This window comes from Vibrio sp. Vb1755 (assembly GCF_033338635.1).
In the GTDB taxonomy this organism is placed as follows: domain Bacteria; phylum Pseudomonadota; class Gammaproteobacteria; order Enterobacterales; family Vibrionaceae; genus Vibrio; species Vibrio alginolyticus.
In genome coordinates, this window is sequence record NZ_JAWOTA010000018.1 from 1 (window position 1) to 15,579 (window position 15,579).

The following is a 15,579-nucleotide window of genomic DNA, read 5'->3' on the forward strand; positions in this document are numbered from 1 at the left end:
CCTCTTTAATGCGGAAATGCTATGAAAAATCCATGTAACGTGATCGCGATTATCGGAAAACCAAGAGATCAACAAGCAATTCAAACTCATAAAGAGTTGTACCAATGGTTGACCTCTGAGGACTATAAAGTATTCATTGACGATCGCCTTGCCGCAATACTGGATGATATCCCACAGAGTCAGTTTGCTAGCTTAGTTGAACTAGGAAAAAATGCCGATCTAGCCATTGTGGTTGGTGGCGATGGCAACATGCTAGGTGCAGCAAGAATTTTATCCCGATTTGATGTACCAGTTATAGGCGTGAACCGCGGAAATTTGGGCTTCTTAACTGACTTGAACCCAGACGACTTCCAAGCGTCTCTGCAAGCGGTACTCGACGGTGAGTACATTGAAGAGGAGCGTTTTCTTTTAGAGGCGGAAGTACACCGCCACGGACAAATAAAGAGCCATAACGCTGCGCTAAACGAAGCCGTACTTCACCCAGGGCAAATTGCTCATATGATTGAATTTGAAGTGTATATTGATGAAAGCTTCGCCTTCTCTTTACGGGCCGACGGTTTGATTGTCTCCACTCCGACTGGCTCGACGGCATATTCACTTTCTGGCGGCGGCCCAATTCTTTCTCCTAGCTTGAATGCCATTTCACTCGTGCCAATGTTCCCTCATACATTGTCGAGTCGACCTTTGGTGGTTGATGGAAAACGTCGAATTAAATTGGTGGTATCACCAGAAAACCGTGGAACACAAGAAGTTAGCTGTGATGGACAAGTCTCACTTCCAGTTACCCCTGGCGACGAAATTCACATCTATCAAAGTCCAAATGTACTAAAGCTCATCCATCCAAAAGACTACAGCTACTATCACGTCTTACGGAATAAGCTTGGCTGGTCTAGTAAATTGTTCTAACACTTGTTACTCAGGGTAATAACTTCAATAAAAAAGCCAGCAGCTCAATTGCTACTGGCTTTTGGCTTTCTTAGACAAGAAATAGACACAAAGTAGTGAGGCGACACGATATTTGTCATCATTAAAGAGAAGCTTATAAATTTTGATCCTGTGGGCAAACTTTACACAAAAGATAGAAAAGCAAATTCAATGATCTATGTCCGGTGATATTCTCACCATGAATAGAGTATTAACTCTATTTCATACAATCAATAAAGGACATATTATGAAGAAAACCATCATTCTGTCTGTTCTCAGTACATTAGCACTTATTGGCTGTCAATCAGAGGAAACGCAAGTCAACAGTGTATCCAACGCAAAAGCGGAAGATATCACTAAGACGAAGCGTGCCCTAGCTCAACAATTGAGTGAGAACTATGCTGCCATTGAACCCATGTTGAGAAGAGATATTACTCCGCAACAGACTAACGTGTCTGTATCAGCATTTGTTAAGCAAAACCCTAACTCAGAGTTCAGCCGCCAGCTTGTACAAGCTGACACTCAAATTCGTAGCTGGAAAGGTATTTCTGAATACTCAGATCAGTTGTTAGAAGTTCGCTTGGCAAATGAAGCCATGATAACAGCATGGCAAAGTGGCGAGGTCGAGCCATTATTTGCGTTTGAACCAAGTGGTGATGATGAGAATTGGCAATACATCGAAGCATTTGATGTTTATGGCAACATCCATCAACTCGATGTTTACCAGCTCCCTGAGGTACCTGTACTTGTCGTTGATAACAATAGCTCTGCAGAGCTAAAAGCAGGCTTGCAAGCTATGCAAGCTGAGATGAAAAAACTCGGTCAACCAGCTTTAGTTCAACCATATATTGCTGATGAACAACGCCAAAATACACCGTTATTGTCAAGTAGCGCAGTGGGCGAAGCGGCTCCAATTCAAACCACGCAGTTGAAAAAGATCCGTCTAGCCGATGACAAAGAACCTTGGATCTCTGGCAAGGCAGAAATCTACGCTATCGTAACGGGCGTCAATCCAAGTCGTGATGAACCTACTCTCGATTTGGTGGAGCTTCCATACTTAGACTACGATAACCAAGATTACTATCCAAATCAGATCATTATTCACTGGTCTCGTTACCGCTGGGGTGCGGCAGACATTGTGCTCATGGAGCAAGATGACGGCACAGACTATAAACAATTGGCAAAACTCCTTGTTCAAGTTGCCGAAGAAGTATTGAAAGCGATTCCAGATCCAGAAGTTCAGGCTTACGCGATTATTCCGCAAATCACGAACAAGATCATCGACACTATCCCCGATGGTGTACTCACGAATGATGATGACTTCGTCGACGTTTACTACACTCTAATGCAAGATACTTCATACGTAGATCACCCAGGTGCAGGTGTGAATGCAGTCGTCACACTAAAACCACTAACGATTAACCCAACTCGTCCGTAACCTGTTCAATTTTAATGAGTCGTTGTAATCACATCGGCTCATTTTTCCCACTTCATCACAAAAAAACAGCCTACAAAGAAAATTTTCCTCACCTGACTTTACTGTATAAAGAAACAGTATATACTGTTCTCTTATACAGTATTGTTCGGTTATACAGGTAAATAAAATGCTGGCTCATCTAAGTGTTAATAATTTTGCGATTGTTAAGTCTTTACAACTCGAGCTTTCTAAGGGCATGACCACCATTACAGGTGAAACAGGCGCGGGTAAATCCATTGCTATCGATGCTTTAGGGCTCTGCTTAGGCGGACGAGCCGATGCCGGCATGGTGCGACAAGGTGAAGAGAAAACCGAAGTTAGCGCCGCTTTTTTATTGGACAACAACTTACATGCAACACGTTGGTTAGAAGATAACGATCTGCTAGATGGCAGTGAGTGTATTTTGCGTCGTATTATCACAAAAGAAGGCCGCTCAAGAGCCTTCATTAATGGCAGCCCTGTTCCACTATCACAACTCAAATCTCTAGGGCAGCTACTTATCAATATCCATGGGCAGCACGCTCATCATCAATTGATGAAAAGTGAGCACCAAATGGCCATGCTCGACCAATATGCTGGGCATTTAAACCTACTAAAAAGCACACGAAGTGCTTACCAGCATTGGCGTCAGGCGGATAATAACCTCAAGCAGCTAAAAGAAAATAGCCAGCAAAACCAGGCGCAAAAACAGTTGCTTGAATACCAAATCAAAGAACTGAATGAGTTATCGCTAGGTGAAGAAGAATTTGCAGAGCTCGAGCAAGAGCATAAACGACTATCCAACAGTGGTGAACTCGCCACTACCTGTCAGCAAGCCATCGAACTTATTTACGAAGGTGAAGAAGTCAATGCGCTTGGTATTTTGCAATCGGCCAATCACTCCCTAATTCAATTAGCCGAATTAGATGAAAAGCTATCTGAGCTACCTAACATGCTGTCAGAAGCGATGATTCAACTTGAAGAAACGAAGAATGAATTACGCAGCTACTTAGATGGCATCGATGTTGATCCAGCTCGTATGGCTTATGTAGAAGAACGTTTTTCTAAAGTGATGTCTGTAGCTCGTAAACACCACGTAATGCCAGAAGAACTCTACCAGCATCATCAAGATCTTCTGGCCCAAGTAGAAGCGTTAGATTGCTCCGATGAACGTTTAGATGAACTTGCTCAAGAAGTAGAACACAAGTACCAAAGCTTTCTAACACAAGCAGAAAAACTGCACAAATCACGCAGCCGTTACGCAAAAGAACTGAACAAACTGATCACACAAAGCATGCACGAATTGAGCATGGAGAAAGCAGTATTCAGTATCGAAGTTAGCAATGACAACACGCACCCATCGCCGCTTGGCATGGACAGCGTGTGCTTCTTAGTATCGACCAACCCGGGACAACCATTGCAACCTATAGCAAAAGTTGCGTCAGGCGGTGAGCTATCACGTATCTCTCTAGCTATCCAAGTGATCACCGCTCAGAAAGTAGATACACCAAGTTTAATCTTCGATGAAGTGGACGTAGGTATTAGTGGCCCAACAGCTGCCGTAGTGGGCAAAATGCTACGCAAGCTTGGCGAATCTACTCAAGTATTGTGTGTCACTCACCTCCCTCAAGTTGCCGGATGCGGCCATCAACAAATGTTTGTTGCTAAGCAAACCAAAGCAGGCCAAACCGAAACCCAAATGCACGCATTAGATGAACAACAACGTGTGGCAGAATTAGCTCGCTTACTTGGTGGTAGTCAAATAACCGACTCAACGTTGGCAAACGCAAAAGAACTGCTTATCGCCGCTTAATAAATCGACAAGGGATGAGATATGGATATCAGAGCAATACACAAAACCAACTGCTTAGATCTCATCCCTATTTTTATTGAGTTAGAACATTACTACTTCAAAGAAAAAGCTTCATCAAAACACGATCTGGTCCATTATCTAAAGAGCCAAGTCTTCTCTGAACATTCTGGTGTTAATATCATTGCGGTTTACGATAATGATGACGTCGTAGGCTTTGCATCTTATACCGTCATGCTCCCTGCCCCAAAACTCTCAGGACAGATGTACTTAAAAGATCTGTTCGTATCTTCGAAGGTTCGAGGAAAAGGGGTTGGTCTCAAGTTAATGAAGTATCTGGCATCTTTGGCGATCAAGTGTGGATGCCAAAGGTTGGACTGGACAGCTGAAAGTAGTAACCCTACCGCAGGTCAGTTTTACCGCTCAATTGGTGCAACACTAATTCATGAAAAAGAGTATTATCGTTTTTCAGGTGATGCATTACGCGAATTCGCCAAAACCGACTAACGAGTCACTAGGCTTGGCTCACCGCTGAAAGCGTCCATCACCCTACCTCCGATTGAAATGTGCTCTTCGTCACCTAACTAATACGTCATGTGGTGACATTTACCGCCTAATATCGGTGAATAAATGCAACTCAACTCAAAATTCGTTGTCAGATTGTCTACCATACGACGCATAGCTTTTTACATCTGCGTCGAGCTTGTTTATTATCAGCGCAGTATTTTAAAGGTTACTAAGAAATTATTATGCAATTAAAGAAGTGGTTAGTTGCCGTACCATTAGCAATGACATTGCTGACAGGATGTTCGGTATTGGAAAGACTGGTTTATCGTATTGATATCAACCAAGGCAACTATGTAGAACAAAGTGCGGTTGATAAATTAAAGTTTGGGATGACTAAAGCACAGGTTCGCTTCGTATTAGGGTCGCCAATGCTTATTGAAAACGGCTATCCAAACACTTGGTATTACATCTATCATCATACTCCTGGCCATGGCGAACCAGTACAGAAAGATCTGATTGTAAACTTTAATGACCAAGGCACACTCGCAGACATCAGTGGTGACTTTCCAAAAAGTGACGCATTTTACGAGCAAATTCAGTAAACTGACTTTTGCAAAAAAACCTCCCGTTTGGGAGGTTTTTTATTATATAGAAATCACGTTAGTCAAACTTTGAGTAACTCACATGAGCTATTGGGTTTATATTAATCCTGCTTATTTTTACGTACAGAACTAGGCTTGCCACCGGTGACTGGGTCTGCACTCCCCTCGGCTTTAGCCTGCTCCGCCCGTTTACGGCGAATCTCTTTCGGATCGGCGAGTAACGGACGATAAATCTCTATTCGGTCTCGATCTCGAACGGTCGCATCCAACTTCACGTTACGACTAAACACACCCACTTTGTTCTTGGACAAATCAATTTCAGGGTACAACTCCAATACACCGGATTGTCGAATGATCTCTTCTACCGTTGCGTGATTATTTACCACTAAGTTAAATACACGCTGTTCATGAGGAAGAGCATAGACAACCTCAACGTGAATCATATCTGACTCAATACTCATAACACTCGTAGACCTGTTTTGCGCGTTTAGTAAATGCATTTACCATATTACTAGTAAGCTCGTTAAAAATCTTACCGAAGGCCATCTCAATCATTTTACTTGAGAATTCAAACTCAAGCTTTAGTTCAACCTTGCAAGCTTGCTCATCTAGCGCGGTAAAAATCCAACCACCACGCAACGTCTTAAACGGGCCATCCACCAAGTTCATCATAATTGCTTGGCCTGGGATCAGCTCATTTGAAGTAGTAAACGTTTTGCTGATACCAGCCTTCGCCACATCGACAGAAGCCACCATACCATTACCCGAAGACTCAATGATTCTAGAGCCCGAGCAACCAGGCAGAAACTCAGGGTATTTAGCAACATCGTTAACCAGATTGAACATCTGTTCAGCACTAAAAGACACAAGCGCAGAACGGCTGACTTGCTTCATACATACTCCTATCGATACATGTACAGATTTAAAGCTCCTGCCAATTTTACTTTTATTCCACGATTGCGCAAATAAAAGGATTTCCTATCCGATATCCAACCCGTATAATGTCGCTATTATGGCAAAGAAAAAAACGAAACAAAAAGCGGGTAGCAATACTATCGCGCTGAATAAAAAAGCTCGCCACGAGTATTTCATCGATGATGAAATCGAAGCTGGCTTGGAGCTCCAAGGTTGGGAAGTGAAAGCCCTTCGCCAAGGTAAAGCCAATATTTCTGAAAGTTACGTATTTATGCGTGACGGTGAAGCCTTTGTGAGTGGCATGACAATCACTCCTTTAAATCAGGCATCGACACACGTTGTGGCGAACCCTACACGTGTGCGTAAACTACTAATGAGTCGTCGTGAGCTGGATAACCTATTCGGACGTGTAAACCGTGAAGGTATGACATTAACGGCCCTCTCACTGTACTGGTCTCGCTCTTGGGTGAAACTAAAAATTGGCGTAGCAAAAGGTAAAAAGCTGCACGATAAACGTACGGATCTAAAAGAAAAAGACTGGGCAAGAGAAAAAGCACGCGTAATGAAGAGCGCGCTGCGTTAATCTTGACCACTTAAACGCATAGTACTGGACAGCCAATGCTTTTCTGTTACTATGCGAATATTACCTGGGGCTGATTTAGGATTCGACGGGAATTCAGAAGTCTGAGGTGCATGCCGAGGTGCGGTAGGCCTCGTTAACAAACCGCAAAAAAATAGTCGCAAACGACGAAAACTACGCACTAGCAGCTTAATAACCTGCTAAGAGCTCTCTCGCCCTAGCTTCCGCACGTAAGACGGGGAATAACGAGGGATCAAACCCAAACGCGCTAGCCCGGATTCTCCCGCCTGAGAGATGAACGGCGAATTTTAATTCAGGCTAGTCATTCATTAGCGTGTCGGTTCGCAGGTGGATGGCGAAATTAAAGATCGACTAAGCATGTAGTACCAATGATGAACGGTTTTCGGACGCGGGTTCAACTCCCGCCAGCTCCACCAAACATCATGTAAGCCTCTGATTTTTCAGGGGCTTTCTTTTTATATATGCCTATGAAAAGAGAAATTGAGGTACATCCTGTTCTACATATGGACGGAGATGACACTTTGCACATGACACAACGGGCAAACGGTAACTGGTACTATCAACGCCGTATCCCAACCCACTCTCAGCCATTCTTTGGCAACAAAAAGTCCATCAAAATCTCACTGCGCACCAAGTCTGTCGCAGAAGCTCGTGTTAGAGCGCGTCAGCTATCTGTAGAGCATGACGTCCTATTTGCGCAGCATGAGACTCTCGCAACAACGACAAGCAAACCTAAAGGCTACGCAAGTAACCCACTTGAGGTGCTCGTTGACGTCAAAGCTAGCCAAGCTCAACACAAAGAAATCACTCAAGCGACGTCTGGCAACCTAGTAGGAACTCAGAGCTTACTACACGCACAAGTCTTTACTGCGCCACTAAAGGAGCGTGAGAGCGTCTTTACGGGTATTGAGGCAATGAGAGATGATTTATGCGAACTCATGTGCGACCTTGCCGAAAATAGATTGAGTGAGTATGACGCCAAGCTTTCGCGCTCGTGGCGTATCATTGAGGGTGCGATGGAGTCAGAGCACTACGAGTACTTTGTAGAGCAACCATTTGAAAATCAAAGACAACTTGTCATCGAGAGCTGTAGAAAGTCGATACAAGGACTATCCTCATTAACTACTCAGCTCACGGATGTGATGGCAGAGCGTCTTGAGTTACCTAATGCGTCTGATACCTACCTTCATGAGCTAAGGGGAACGCAAGCTCCGACGGAGAGCGAACATCAAAGCTTGCTGTTATCTGAATGCGTAGAGCTTTACCTCAAGGATAGAGAAAAAGACAACATGCAACCCAAGACCTTTGAAAGCTACAAGGCTCGTATGCGACTCATGCTATACATCTTGGGCGACCGTCCTATTGACTCTCTCAAGCGTGCTGATGCTTTGATGTTCAAGGATAAACTCTTGCAGTTACCAGCGAACCTCAACAAAGTGTCGAGCTTTAAGGGCTTACCTGTTGATGATGTCATTGCTCTCAAACCGACACCGATGGCAGTAAGCACAGCAAATGACACAATGACTGGTGTTAGCTCATTCTTCGACTGGTGCGTGTTGAATGAGTACGCGTCCAAGAATGCCTTTAAAGGACTCAAAGTAAAGACCAAGAAAAAGGCATCTGCTGAGCGTAGCGCTTTCACTGAGTCTGACTTAAAGACCCTATTTCAGCATCCATACTTCCAAGGAGGTAAGAGTAAACACCCACACTATTACTGGCTACCTGTACTAGGGCTTTATACAGGTGCTCGTCTCAACGAGTTGTGTCAGTTGCATGTATGTGACGTTCGTAGAGATGATGAGAGCGGACTTTGGACTATGACCATCACCAATACTCAAGAAGACCAGAAAACCAAGAATATGAGTTCAATTCGCACTATTCCACTGCACCCTAAATTAATTGAACTAGGATTCGTTGACTACGTACAGAACCTCACTCATGAGCGCGTCTTTCCTGAGCTTAAGAGAGGAAGAGATGGGTATGGACAAGCACCATCCAAATGGTTTGCTCGCTTCCGCGACAAAGTGCTGCCTAACGCCAAGAACGAACATAAGGCTTACCATTCTTTCAGGCACACTTTCATCAACGCCCTGAAGCAATCAGGCGTATCCCGCAGTCATGCAGCAGCCTATGTGGGTCATGGGGACGGAAGTGAAACGTTTGGACGGTATGGTAAAGCTTATGTCGCATCAGCATTAGCTCCTATATTGGACAACATTACGTTCGACTTCGACATAAAGCCCTATGTACTATCTAACTAGTACGAATTAAAAGGTAACACCTGACGTCTACCCAAGTGTTACCTTTCATTTTACATTTTACCTTCGGCTGCTTGTCTCGCTAAGCAGTCTGAATGCTCATTACCTTTGACGCCAGAGTGACCAGCTACGTGCTCAACGCTAACACGTGGACGAATAGCTTTAAGCTCATCTATCAGCATCCATAAGTCCTGATTAGCGACAGGCTTCTTGCTTGAGTTGCGCCAAGCGTTACGCTTCCAGCTATCAAGCCATTCATTGAAGCCCCGCACACAGTACTGACTGTCACTAAAGACATTGTCCCCCTCACCAGCTACAAGTAAGGCAATGATGAGAGCCAGAAGCTCAGCCCTTTGACTGGTGACACCACCAGCCCTGCGAACGGAGGATGAGTACTCCTGAATGCAATGTCCAAGAGCGTCGTAAACAGCGACACCAACACCCCCTTGAAGACACCCGTGCTGATTGTCTGGTGCTGAACCATCGCAATAGATACTTAGTGGGTGCTGAGCGTTGTGTAATAGATGTATCGTTTGAAGCTGTGTATTCATATTGAGTCCTTAATCGTAAAGCCACACCGAAAGCCCCACATAGCCAACTACACCAACGAAAGACTCGTAGTGACTAGCTGACAGCATGGCTTTGCGGTTAAGCGTTGGGTTTGAAGTGAAGTAGACCTTGTGGTGGCCTATTGTGGGTTGTGGAGATCTGAGGGTTAATCAGGCTGCTTGGAGTGATAGCGCTGATGTGGCATGTATCGAGCGTTTAAAGGTAATGCTGTAGTTCGCACCTTCATCACCACCTAAACACACGATATAGCCGTGGTGGTCAAGCCGCTTTAGCGACTCTCGAATAGTACGAGGCTTGAGCCTTAGAGCTTCTTCAAGCGTCGACATCGACACGATAAGATACTTTGCCCCTTTCGGTAGCATTCGTTCAGCAACAGTAAAGACTCGCTTGTCGCTAACACTGAGCCAGTACTGAGACTCACTTTCAGGGATTGTTGTCTCATGACGAGGTATCCCATACATTTGTGCTAACTGAGACGCTACCTTACGGCAAACAGATAAGTACAACGCAATGGTGCGCTTTGAATACGACTCGCGGCTTAGTGCTTTGAGACTGACATTAAGACGCCTTTCAAGACTGTCATAGGTAAGTGTATCGAGCGTCTGAAGCAATCGAAAGATTCGGCTTCTAGACAGCCCTCGACCTACCCCAGACAAACGACAGGCGTTATCAAAGACGGCCATCTGGCGACGACTAAGGTCTGAGTACTCAAGTGCACAAGCAAGCTTAGCTTTCAGCTTTGAGTTGTTTACATACGTCATATCAAGTCCTTTAAAAACAATAAATTACAGAACAATCCTGCAAGACTGCAACATATATAAGAAAGGCATTGAGTAGTTACTTAGGGTTGGGTAGAAAGGACGATGATTGATAGGAAGGCGCAGAGCTTAAAGTCTCTCTAAGAACTACTTTAAGTTAAGCTCTAAGTAAGTGATTGTTATTGTTAATAACTACAATCACATCTTAAAGACAGACTTTAAGTATCCACGCCCTACACCAGCACGTCTTACAAGCTTAAAGCTTCCCTTAAAGATAAAGAGAACTCTTAAGCTTTGCGTCTGGTGCATGTATTGCTCTTTGTCTCTCTGCTTGCCCAAGGCATTAAGACTCACTCTCTATGAAGCCGAGAGGTAACGAGGTGATGGCCTTGAAGCCCACTCAGTGCGTGACTCTGATGTGTGACTTCTTGCTGTGGTTTGGCGGCTACAGTCCGCATTGGGTTTGTTCTTATAGGCAGTCGTAATTACAGGTTATTAACATCCTGTCAGACTCACCGTATCGGGCTGCGCCCTATAGGCAGTCGTAATTCGATTGGCATTGCGTTGAGACTCAAAGAGAGCGTAAAGGCAGGGGAGGAGAGCGTTGATACCTCGATGGTTTGACCCAACTAAGACAGACAAGGGCAGGCGTTGCACCCGCCCAAGTGACCTAGATAAGCTCGGCGTTAACCTCCGCCATGTAAGGCGCTAAGACATTCTCAATGCCATTTGTAGCGTCCTCAAAGACACCAAGCTCTACTAACGCTTTAACATGCCCCCACACCTCTTGGTGAAGCTGCGAGTCTTGCGTTGTAAGCAGCGTTTGAGTATCAAGATGATTAGAGGCTTTAATAGTTAAGACGTCGTTCATATCAATGCTCCTTTGTGCTTAAGGTGAGCTAAAGATACCGAAACTCAACTTGGTTGTGTTATGTGTAGTCACTAGTGAGTGCAATAACTTGAATATGGTCACGCAAGAGCTTGCTAAGTGAGTACTTATTGTTCAAACAGCCGACACTTAGAACACGGTGCCAGCTTCAACCGCCTTCTTCTTCACTCTCTGTACGGTACTTGCATTACAGCCAAGCTCCTGAGCGACACCACGGATAGACTTTCCCTCAAGTAACAACTCAATGATACGCTGATGCTGCTTGGTATTAGCTTTGCGTCCTTGGAACTTCTCAGCCCACTTCGCAGGGTTAGCTTTAAGCGCTTGTCTTCCAGCCTCAGCCGACGCTAAGCGATTCTTACGCTCTGCCGCAGCCATAGCCGTGAGCATGGTAATCTGGATGTCAGTGACCATGTTCTGCATTTCATCATCTTTGCTTGAGTATGAGAACGTCAGACCTTGGTTGATAGTCTTAATGCACACACCCCTGTCGAGAAGCTCACGTATAGTCGATTCAGCGTCTCGATAGTCACGCCCTAAACGGTCAACCCACCATACGACTAGAGTATCTCCTTTACGTAGCTTACCAAAAAGAACCGATAGCCCTGCCCTCTCTTTAGCTGGCACAGTACCCGACACTTTCTCTGTCGTAATCTCCGCATCAGGGTAGAGCTTTGAGATGTCACTCAATTGGCTATCTACGTTCTGCTCCTTAGTCGACACACGGACATAAGCAAAGACCATTGAGTTGCTGTCATTGGATTGAGTTGTCATTGTCATACCTCGAACGAGTGCTTTAGGTTACTGTATGCTTAACTTGCTATATGCATATCGACAAGTCAACACCTAAAGCATACAAAAATAACACCCTTAGAGTGTATGCATTTGGGCATAATCTATTGCACTCAACCTTTGATAAGAGTATTCCAACTCATACATTTAAAGTTAGACATAAGCTGGCAATAGCTCTATCGAAACATAGAGCCGCAGGTATGCTAAAGGGGCATGGGGGAAAACCAAGTAAGCGCATTATGTATACAAGCACTCAGATTTTTTACACAAAATCATTAGAGCTAAAACGCCCAACATCACATATGCCATAACCTCATCCACCAATTAATATTCAACACATTGACATGCAATCAGTAGATAAACTAATCTAATATTGTGTTTGTTAAGAGGGAAACTCGCCATCAACTGAGTGCAAACTCGAGGAAAGTTTCGGACTTTCTGCCTTTTCCCCCGTGCGTGTTCCCTTCGCCGTCGCTTGATGTTCATCATCAGGTTGCTGGATAAGACTGAGAACGAAAGCGCGGGCGGGTTTCGAACCTTTGACGAACAAGGTTCGTGAAATGGGAGCTAGTGTTGTTCATCCCTTCTTTGTGAGGCGAACCTTGAAGTTTTCCAGTGGACATAAGTCTACGGCTTCAAGGGCACAAGGAGATGTTCATATGAACCAAACAAATACAGAACAACAGACACAGGAAAACCAGAAGCCGAAGAAAAGCTGGAAAGCTTATGCTTGGACTTGCTTCATTACCCTCACTAGGATTCTTAACATTCTAGTAGCCATCGTAAGATGGTTAGAGGGAGACGGTGAGTAATGTGTTCTCCCCTCTTTCAACTCAAAGGAAAACTTCATGCTTCATAAAGCTTTGCGACTGATACGGAAGTACCACAATAAGTCCCCCTCGGAAACTGCTTTCGCCCTAGGAATATCTAAGACCGAGCTATCTGAAATAGAGTCTAATCAACGCCCAATATCCCCTGAACTTCTAAACAAATATGCGCTGATGTTTGAGCTTCCAGTATCTTCTTTAGTCTTGTTTTCAGAGACTGTAGAAAAGGAAAGGAAGTATAGTCAGATAATTAGAAAGTCTCTCGCTGGTAAAGCCTTAAAAATCTTGGAATGGATGACTGACGAACATGCCCAAAACAAAAACAAAGCTCAAAATTGATACGCGAGGCAAGTTCTACGCTCTTAAAGACTCTCCCTTATATAAACTCAGAACTAAACGGCGTCTCGCAGAGGTGCTAAATCACTCCCTACAGACCCTTAGAGCTTTACGCACAGACCAAGGAAACTACAAAGAATTCGAAGATAATTCAGGGGGTAAAGCTAGAAAGATACAGCAACCAGCTCGAAGTTTAGACATGGTGCATACTCGAATCGCGAGCCTTTTATGTCGAATCGACACTCCTGATTACTTACATTCAGGAAAGAAAGGGGTTTCAAACGTAACGAATGCAGAAGCACACATAGATAGTCACAACGTCCTGACCACTGATATTCGCTCATTCTTTCCTTCAACAACTAGGAGGATGGTCTTTTCTTTCTTTTATGGTGTTATGAAGTGCGCTCCTGATGTGGCAGATCTATTAGCTGACCTATGCACTATTCATTCACACATTCCCACAGGAAGTCGTCTGAGTATGCCGTTAGCGTTCTGGGCAAATCATACGATGTTCAATGAGCTAAACGAACTATCCATAAAGCACAACGTTAAAATGACCGTTTACGTCGATGACTTAACATTCTCAGGAAAGGAAGTGAATCGTCTATTTTCTTCTTGTGCTAGAAGGATAATATCTAAGTACGACCACTGCATGCACCCAAACAAAACTAAGCTTTATAGTGCAACATCACCAAAGCTAATCACGGGCGTAGTTGTTCAAGGAAGCTTACTAAAAGTCCGGAACCAACAACACCAATATCTCTTGAGTGAAATGACGCAATGGCTATCAATCAAAGACTCACCAAGAGCACTTCATCTAAACATAACAAATCGTATGCTTGGCCGACTTTACTCGATGTCAGTAATTGATAAACGCTATCGCGCAAAAGCTAGAATGGTTCGAAACTCAACAGCTCTCTAATCAAGTAATTCAACTCCCAAAGTGGGAACTGAACTGAACTAGCAGTGTTCTACAAGGTGTGCTACATTTCGAGTAAACCACTGGTGTACCCTCCTTGTATATCAGAGACTTACAGAAGGAAAGGCGACGAACTCTCGAATCCCGCCAGCTCCACCAAACGTTTGGAAAAGGCCACCTTCGGGTGGCCTTTTTTGTATCAACTAAAATAGTCTCTTTTTTCAAACATTCATGCTTTCTGAAATCTTACTACATGGATTACCGCATACCTTTGGCCCATGTAGGTTTACAAACTCGTTGAGTATTAATCAGTAAACAAGAAGTTCATAAGTACTAATCAAAAAGGCAGAAAGCATGGTACTAAAAGCCCTGCAACTTAAAAGTCTTCTGCTTACCTATCCTTTCTAAGAGATAACTAGATCTAAGTCTAAAGTCTATACTCATCTCCCTCGATGAATTGATTGATGTATTCATTGTTAGTCCCTACTCGCTTGTTTCATTACAACTCTATAGATGTAATGACTACAAACAGTAGTTACAAAAAATAATGTAACTCTAATCACAAAGTTAACCTTAGATATTGAACAGAAACACAACATATATAGATTTTTAAATTTCAAAATGAAAATATTGTTGTGAAAAATTAAGTTGCTGGAATTATTACAGTCATATTAGTGAGCATTGTAATGAATTTTGAAGAAAGTAAATTGAATGACGAACACGTTAATCAATACACACCGCAAATCAATGGTGTGTTAACAAAGAAAGGAAAACCACTTAGTAGCCTAAAGGTTAGCCTTAGTATTGGTTTAAGCATGTCAGGGAAATCAATAGACTTATCAACATTCACAGACAGTACTGGTCGCTTTGAGTTTTCTCCAGTCTATGAAAATAAAGACGTCATAAGCACTCCTCTCATTGATCGCTATGTAACTATTGTTTTAGTCGCAGAACTCAGCAATGATGAAAGTACTATTATTTGGGAAGGAAGCTTTGATGGTTATAAAATAGAGGATTACGTAAAAAATAACATGGCTAACCTTGCTTGTGACACTGAGAACCCTCTTAAGTACTTTGCTTTTTCAATTGATGATGAAGAAAACGATGACTACTACGTGAACAGCCAATGTAACTTATTTGGTTATATAGACTCTGACTTGTATGGAAATTAAATAATGCACTCATGATGCAACTCCAGTTCCTATGCCTCCTCTTTGGCCATTCATTCACGGGGGCATTGAGTATCGGTTAGAAGGAGGTTCTGGTATCGACTTCCACGCTCATGGACTAGGAAAAAATCTGTTCCGGGTTATGTCAATAACGCTACAAGTAATGAGTGATCGGCACTACAATCTAAGCCTTAAACTTATCTAGAACGCAACGTATTTCTTGACTTCAACAAGAGATATAACGCT

16 protein-coding genes and 1 other RNA gene are annotated in these 15,579 nt (G+C 43.6%); 11 read left to right on the forward strand and 6 right to left on the reverse strand.

Features of this window, described 5'->3' with window-relative positions:
• The first annotated feature begins 21 nt into the window (after positions 1-21).
• The 5 genes from nadK (at position 22) to bamE (ending at position 5,299) form a co-directional block, all read left to right on the forward strand.
• Positions 22-906: an NAD(+) kinase gene (gene nadK / locus R7E00_RS15550; RefSeq protein ID WP_053302984.1), complete on the forward strand. Its 885-nt coding sequence runs from the start codon at positions 22-24 to the stop codon at positions 904-906.
• A gap of 265 nt (positions 907-1,171) precedes the next feature.
• Positions 1,172-2,362 carry a DUF3103 domain-containing protein gene (locus R7E00_RS15555; protein ID WP_258481648.1) on the forward strand — a complete coding sequence of 397 codons (1,191 nt, stop codon included), beginning with the start codon at positions 1,172-1,174 and terminating at the stop codon, positions 2,360-2,362.
• A gap of 166 nt (positions 2,363-2,528) precedes the next feature.
• Positions 2,529-4,193: a DNA repair protein RecN gene (gene recN, locus R7E00_RS15560; protein ID WP_005383750.1), complete on the forward strand. Its 1,665-nt coding sequence runs from the start codon at positions 2,529-2,531 to the stop codon at positions 4,191-4,193.
• A 21-nt stretch (positions 4,194-4,214) separates the two neighbouring features.
• Positions 4,215-4,697, forward strand: coding sequence for a GNAT family N-acetyltransferase (locus R7E00_RS15565; protein ID WP_154204810.1), 483 nt, complete (start codon positions 4,215-4,217; stop codon positions 4,695-4,697).
• Between the two features lie 242 nt (positions 4,698-4,939).
• Positions 4,940-5,299, forward strand: coding sequence for an outer membrane protein assembly factor BamE (bamE, locus tag R7E00_RS15570; protein WP_017820585.1), 360 nt, complete (start codon positions 4,940-4,942; stop codon positions 5,297-5,299).
• 101 nt (positions 5,300-5,400) lie between these two features.
• On the opposite strand, the gene R7E00_RS15575 is transcribed toward bamE, so the two are convergent.
• On the reverse strand, positions 5,401-5,760 hold the full coding sequence (locus R7E00_RS15575) for an RnfH family protein (RefSeq protein ID WP_005381640.1): 360 nt from the start codon (positions 5,758-5,760) through the stop codon (positions 5,401-5,403).
• On the reverse strand, positions 5,750-6,193 hold the full coding sequence (locus R7E00_RS15580) for an SRPBCC family protein (RefSeq protein WP_005381641.1): 444 nt from the start codon (positions 6,191-6,193) through the stop codon (positions 5,750-5,752). The genes R7E00_RS15575 and R7E00_RS15580 overlap by 11 nt, the downstream gene beginning before the upstream one ends.
• A 118-nt stretch (positions 6,194-6,311) precedes the next feature.
• Here R7E00_RS15580 and smpB point away from each other — a divergent pair, with 118 nt between their 5' ends.
• The 3 genes from smpB (at position 6,312) to R7E00_RS15595 (ending at position 9,076) form a co-directional block, all read left to right on the forward strand.
• Positions 6,312-6,797, forward strand: a complete 486-nt coding sequence (smpB, locus tag R7E00_RS15585; protein ID WP_005381642.1) for an SsrA-binding protein SmpB — start codon at positions 6,312-6,314, stop codon at positions 6,795-6,797.
• 66 nt (positions 6,798-6,863) lie between these two features.
• Positions 6,864-7,231, forward strand: a transfer-messenger RNA (tmRNA) gene (ssrA, locus tag R7E00_RS15590).
• 111 nt (positions 7,232-7,342) lie between these two features.
• Entirely contained in the window at positions 7,343-9,076 is a 1,734-nt protein-coding gene (locus R7E00_RS15595; protein ID WP_262606318.1) for a site-specific integrase, read from the forward strand.
• A gap of 50 nt (positions 9,077-9,126) precedes the next feature.
• Here R7E00_RS15595 and R7E00_RS15600 read toward each other — a convergent pair whose 3' ends face one another.
• The 4 genes from R7E00_RS15600 to R7E00_RS15615 form a co-directional block, all read right to left on the reverse strand.
• The gene (locus R7E00_RS15600) at positions 9,127-9,624 is read right to left on the reverse strand and encodes an RNase H family protein (protein WP_151514555.1); all 498 of its coding nucleotides are present in this window, start codon (positions 9,622-9,624) and stop codon (positions 9,127-9,129) included.
• Between the two features lie 168 nt (positions 9,625-9,792).
• On the reverse strand, positions 9,793-10,404 hold the full coding sequence (locus tag R7E00_RS15605; protein WP_029838792.1) for a hypothetical protein: 612 nt from the start codon (positions 10,402-10,404) through the stop codon (positions 9,793-9,795).
• 667 nt (positions 10,405-11,071) lie between these two features.
• Positions 11,072-11,272, reverse strand: a complete 201-nt coding sequence (locus tag R7E00_RS15610; RefSeq protein ID WP_005479249.1) for a hypothetical protein — start codon at positions 11,270-11,272, stop codon at positions 11,072-11,074.
• A gap of 147 nt (positions 11,273-11,419) precedes the next feature.
• Entirely contained in the window at positions 11,420-12,064 is a 645-nt protein-coding gene (locus tag R7E00_RS15615) for a recombinase family protein (RefSeq protein WP_262606319.1), read from the reverse strand.
• A gap of 677 nt (positions 12,065-12,741) precedes the next feature.
• Here R7E00_RS15615 and R7E00_RS15620 point away from each other — a divergent pair.
• The 3 genes from R7E00_RS15620 to R7E00_RS15630 all read left to right on the forward strand — a co-directional run bounded on the left by R7E00_RS15620 (position 12,742) and on the right by R7E00_RS15630 (position 15,336).
• Positions 12,742-12,894, forward strand: coding sequence for a hypothetical protein (locus R7E00_RS15620; protein WP_155489880.1), 153 nt, complete (start codon positions 12,742-12,744; stop codon positions 12,892-12,894).
• Between the two features lie 36 nt (positions 12,895-12,930).
• Positions 12,931-13,248, forward strand: coding sequence for a helix-turn-helix domain-containing protein (locus R7E00_RS15625; protein ID WP_025625821.1), 318 nt, complete (start codon positions 12,931-12,933; stop codon positions 13,246-13,248).
• Between the two features lie 1,602 nt (positions 13,249-14,850).
• Positions 14,851-15,336: a DUF6795 domain-containing protein gene (locus tag R7E00_RS15630; RefSeq protein WP_053302978.1), complete on the forward strand. Its 486-nt coding sequence runs from the start codon at positions 14,851-14,853 to the stop codon at positions 15,334-15,336.
• Positions 15,337-15,579 lie beyond the last annotated feature (243 nt).

Coding starts and splice junctions, on each gene's coding strand:
- R7E00_RS15620 (WP_155489880.1), top strand. CDS start 12,742: ATGAACCAAACAAATACAGAACAACAGACACAGGAAAACCAGAAGCCG.
- nadK (WP_053302984.1), top strand. CDS start 22: ATGAAAAATCCATGTAACGTGATCGCGATTATCGGAAAACCAAGAGAT.
- bamE (WP_017820585.1), top strand. CDS start 4,940: ATGCAATTAAAGAAGTGGTTAGTTGCCGTACCATTAGCAATGACATTG.
- R7E00_RS15615 (WP_262606319.1), bottom strand. CDS start 12,064: ATGACAACTCAATCCAATGACAGCAACTCAATGGTCTTTGCTTATGTC.
- R7E00_RS15595 (WP_262606318.1), top strand. CDS start 7,343: ATGACACAACGGGCAAACGGTAACTGGTACTATCAACGCCGTATCCCA.
- R7E00_RS15580 (WP_005381641.1), bottom strand. CDS start 6,193: ATGAAGCAAGTCAGCCGTTCTGCGCTTGTGTCTTTTAGTGCTGAACAG.
- R7E00_RS15625 (WP_025625821.1), top strand. CDS start 12,931: ATGCTTCATAAAGCTTTGCGACTGATACGGAAGTACCACAATAAGTCC.
- R7E00_RS15605 (WP_029838792.1), bottom strand. CDS start 10,404: ATGACGTATGTAAACAACTCAAAGCTGAAAGCTAAGCTTGCTTGTGCA.
- R7E00_RS15630 (WP_053302978.1), top strand. CDS start 14,851: ATGAATTTTGAAGAAAGTAAATTGAATGACGAACACGTTAATCAATAC.
- R7E00_RS15600 (WP_151514555.1), bottom strand. CDS start 9,624: ATGAATACACAGCTTCAAACGATACATCTATTACACAACGCTCAGCAC.
- R7E00_RS15610 (WP_005479249.1), bottom strand. CDS start 11,272: ATGAACGACGTCTTAACTATTAAAGCCTCTAATCATCTTGATACTCAA.
- recN (WP_005383750.1), top strand. CDS start 2,529: ATGCTGGCTCATCTAAGTGTTAATAATTTTGCGATTGTTAAGTCTTTA.
- smpB (WP_005381642.1), top strand. CDS start 6,312: ATGGCAAAGAAAAAAACGAAACAAAAAGCGGGTAGCAATACTATCGCG.
- R7E00_RS15555 (WP_258481648.1), top strand. CDS start 1,172: ATGAAGAAAACCATCATTCTGTCTGTTCTCAGTACATTAGCACTTATT.
- R7E00_RS15565 (WP_154204810.1), top strand. CDS start 4,215: ATGGATATCAGAGCAATACACAAAACCAACTGCTTAGATCTCATCCCT.
- R7E00_RS15575 (WP_005381640.1), bottom strand. CDS start 5,760: ATGAGTATTGAGTCAGATATGATTCACGTTGAGGTTGTCTATGCTCTT.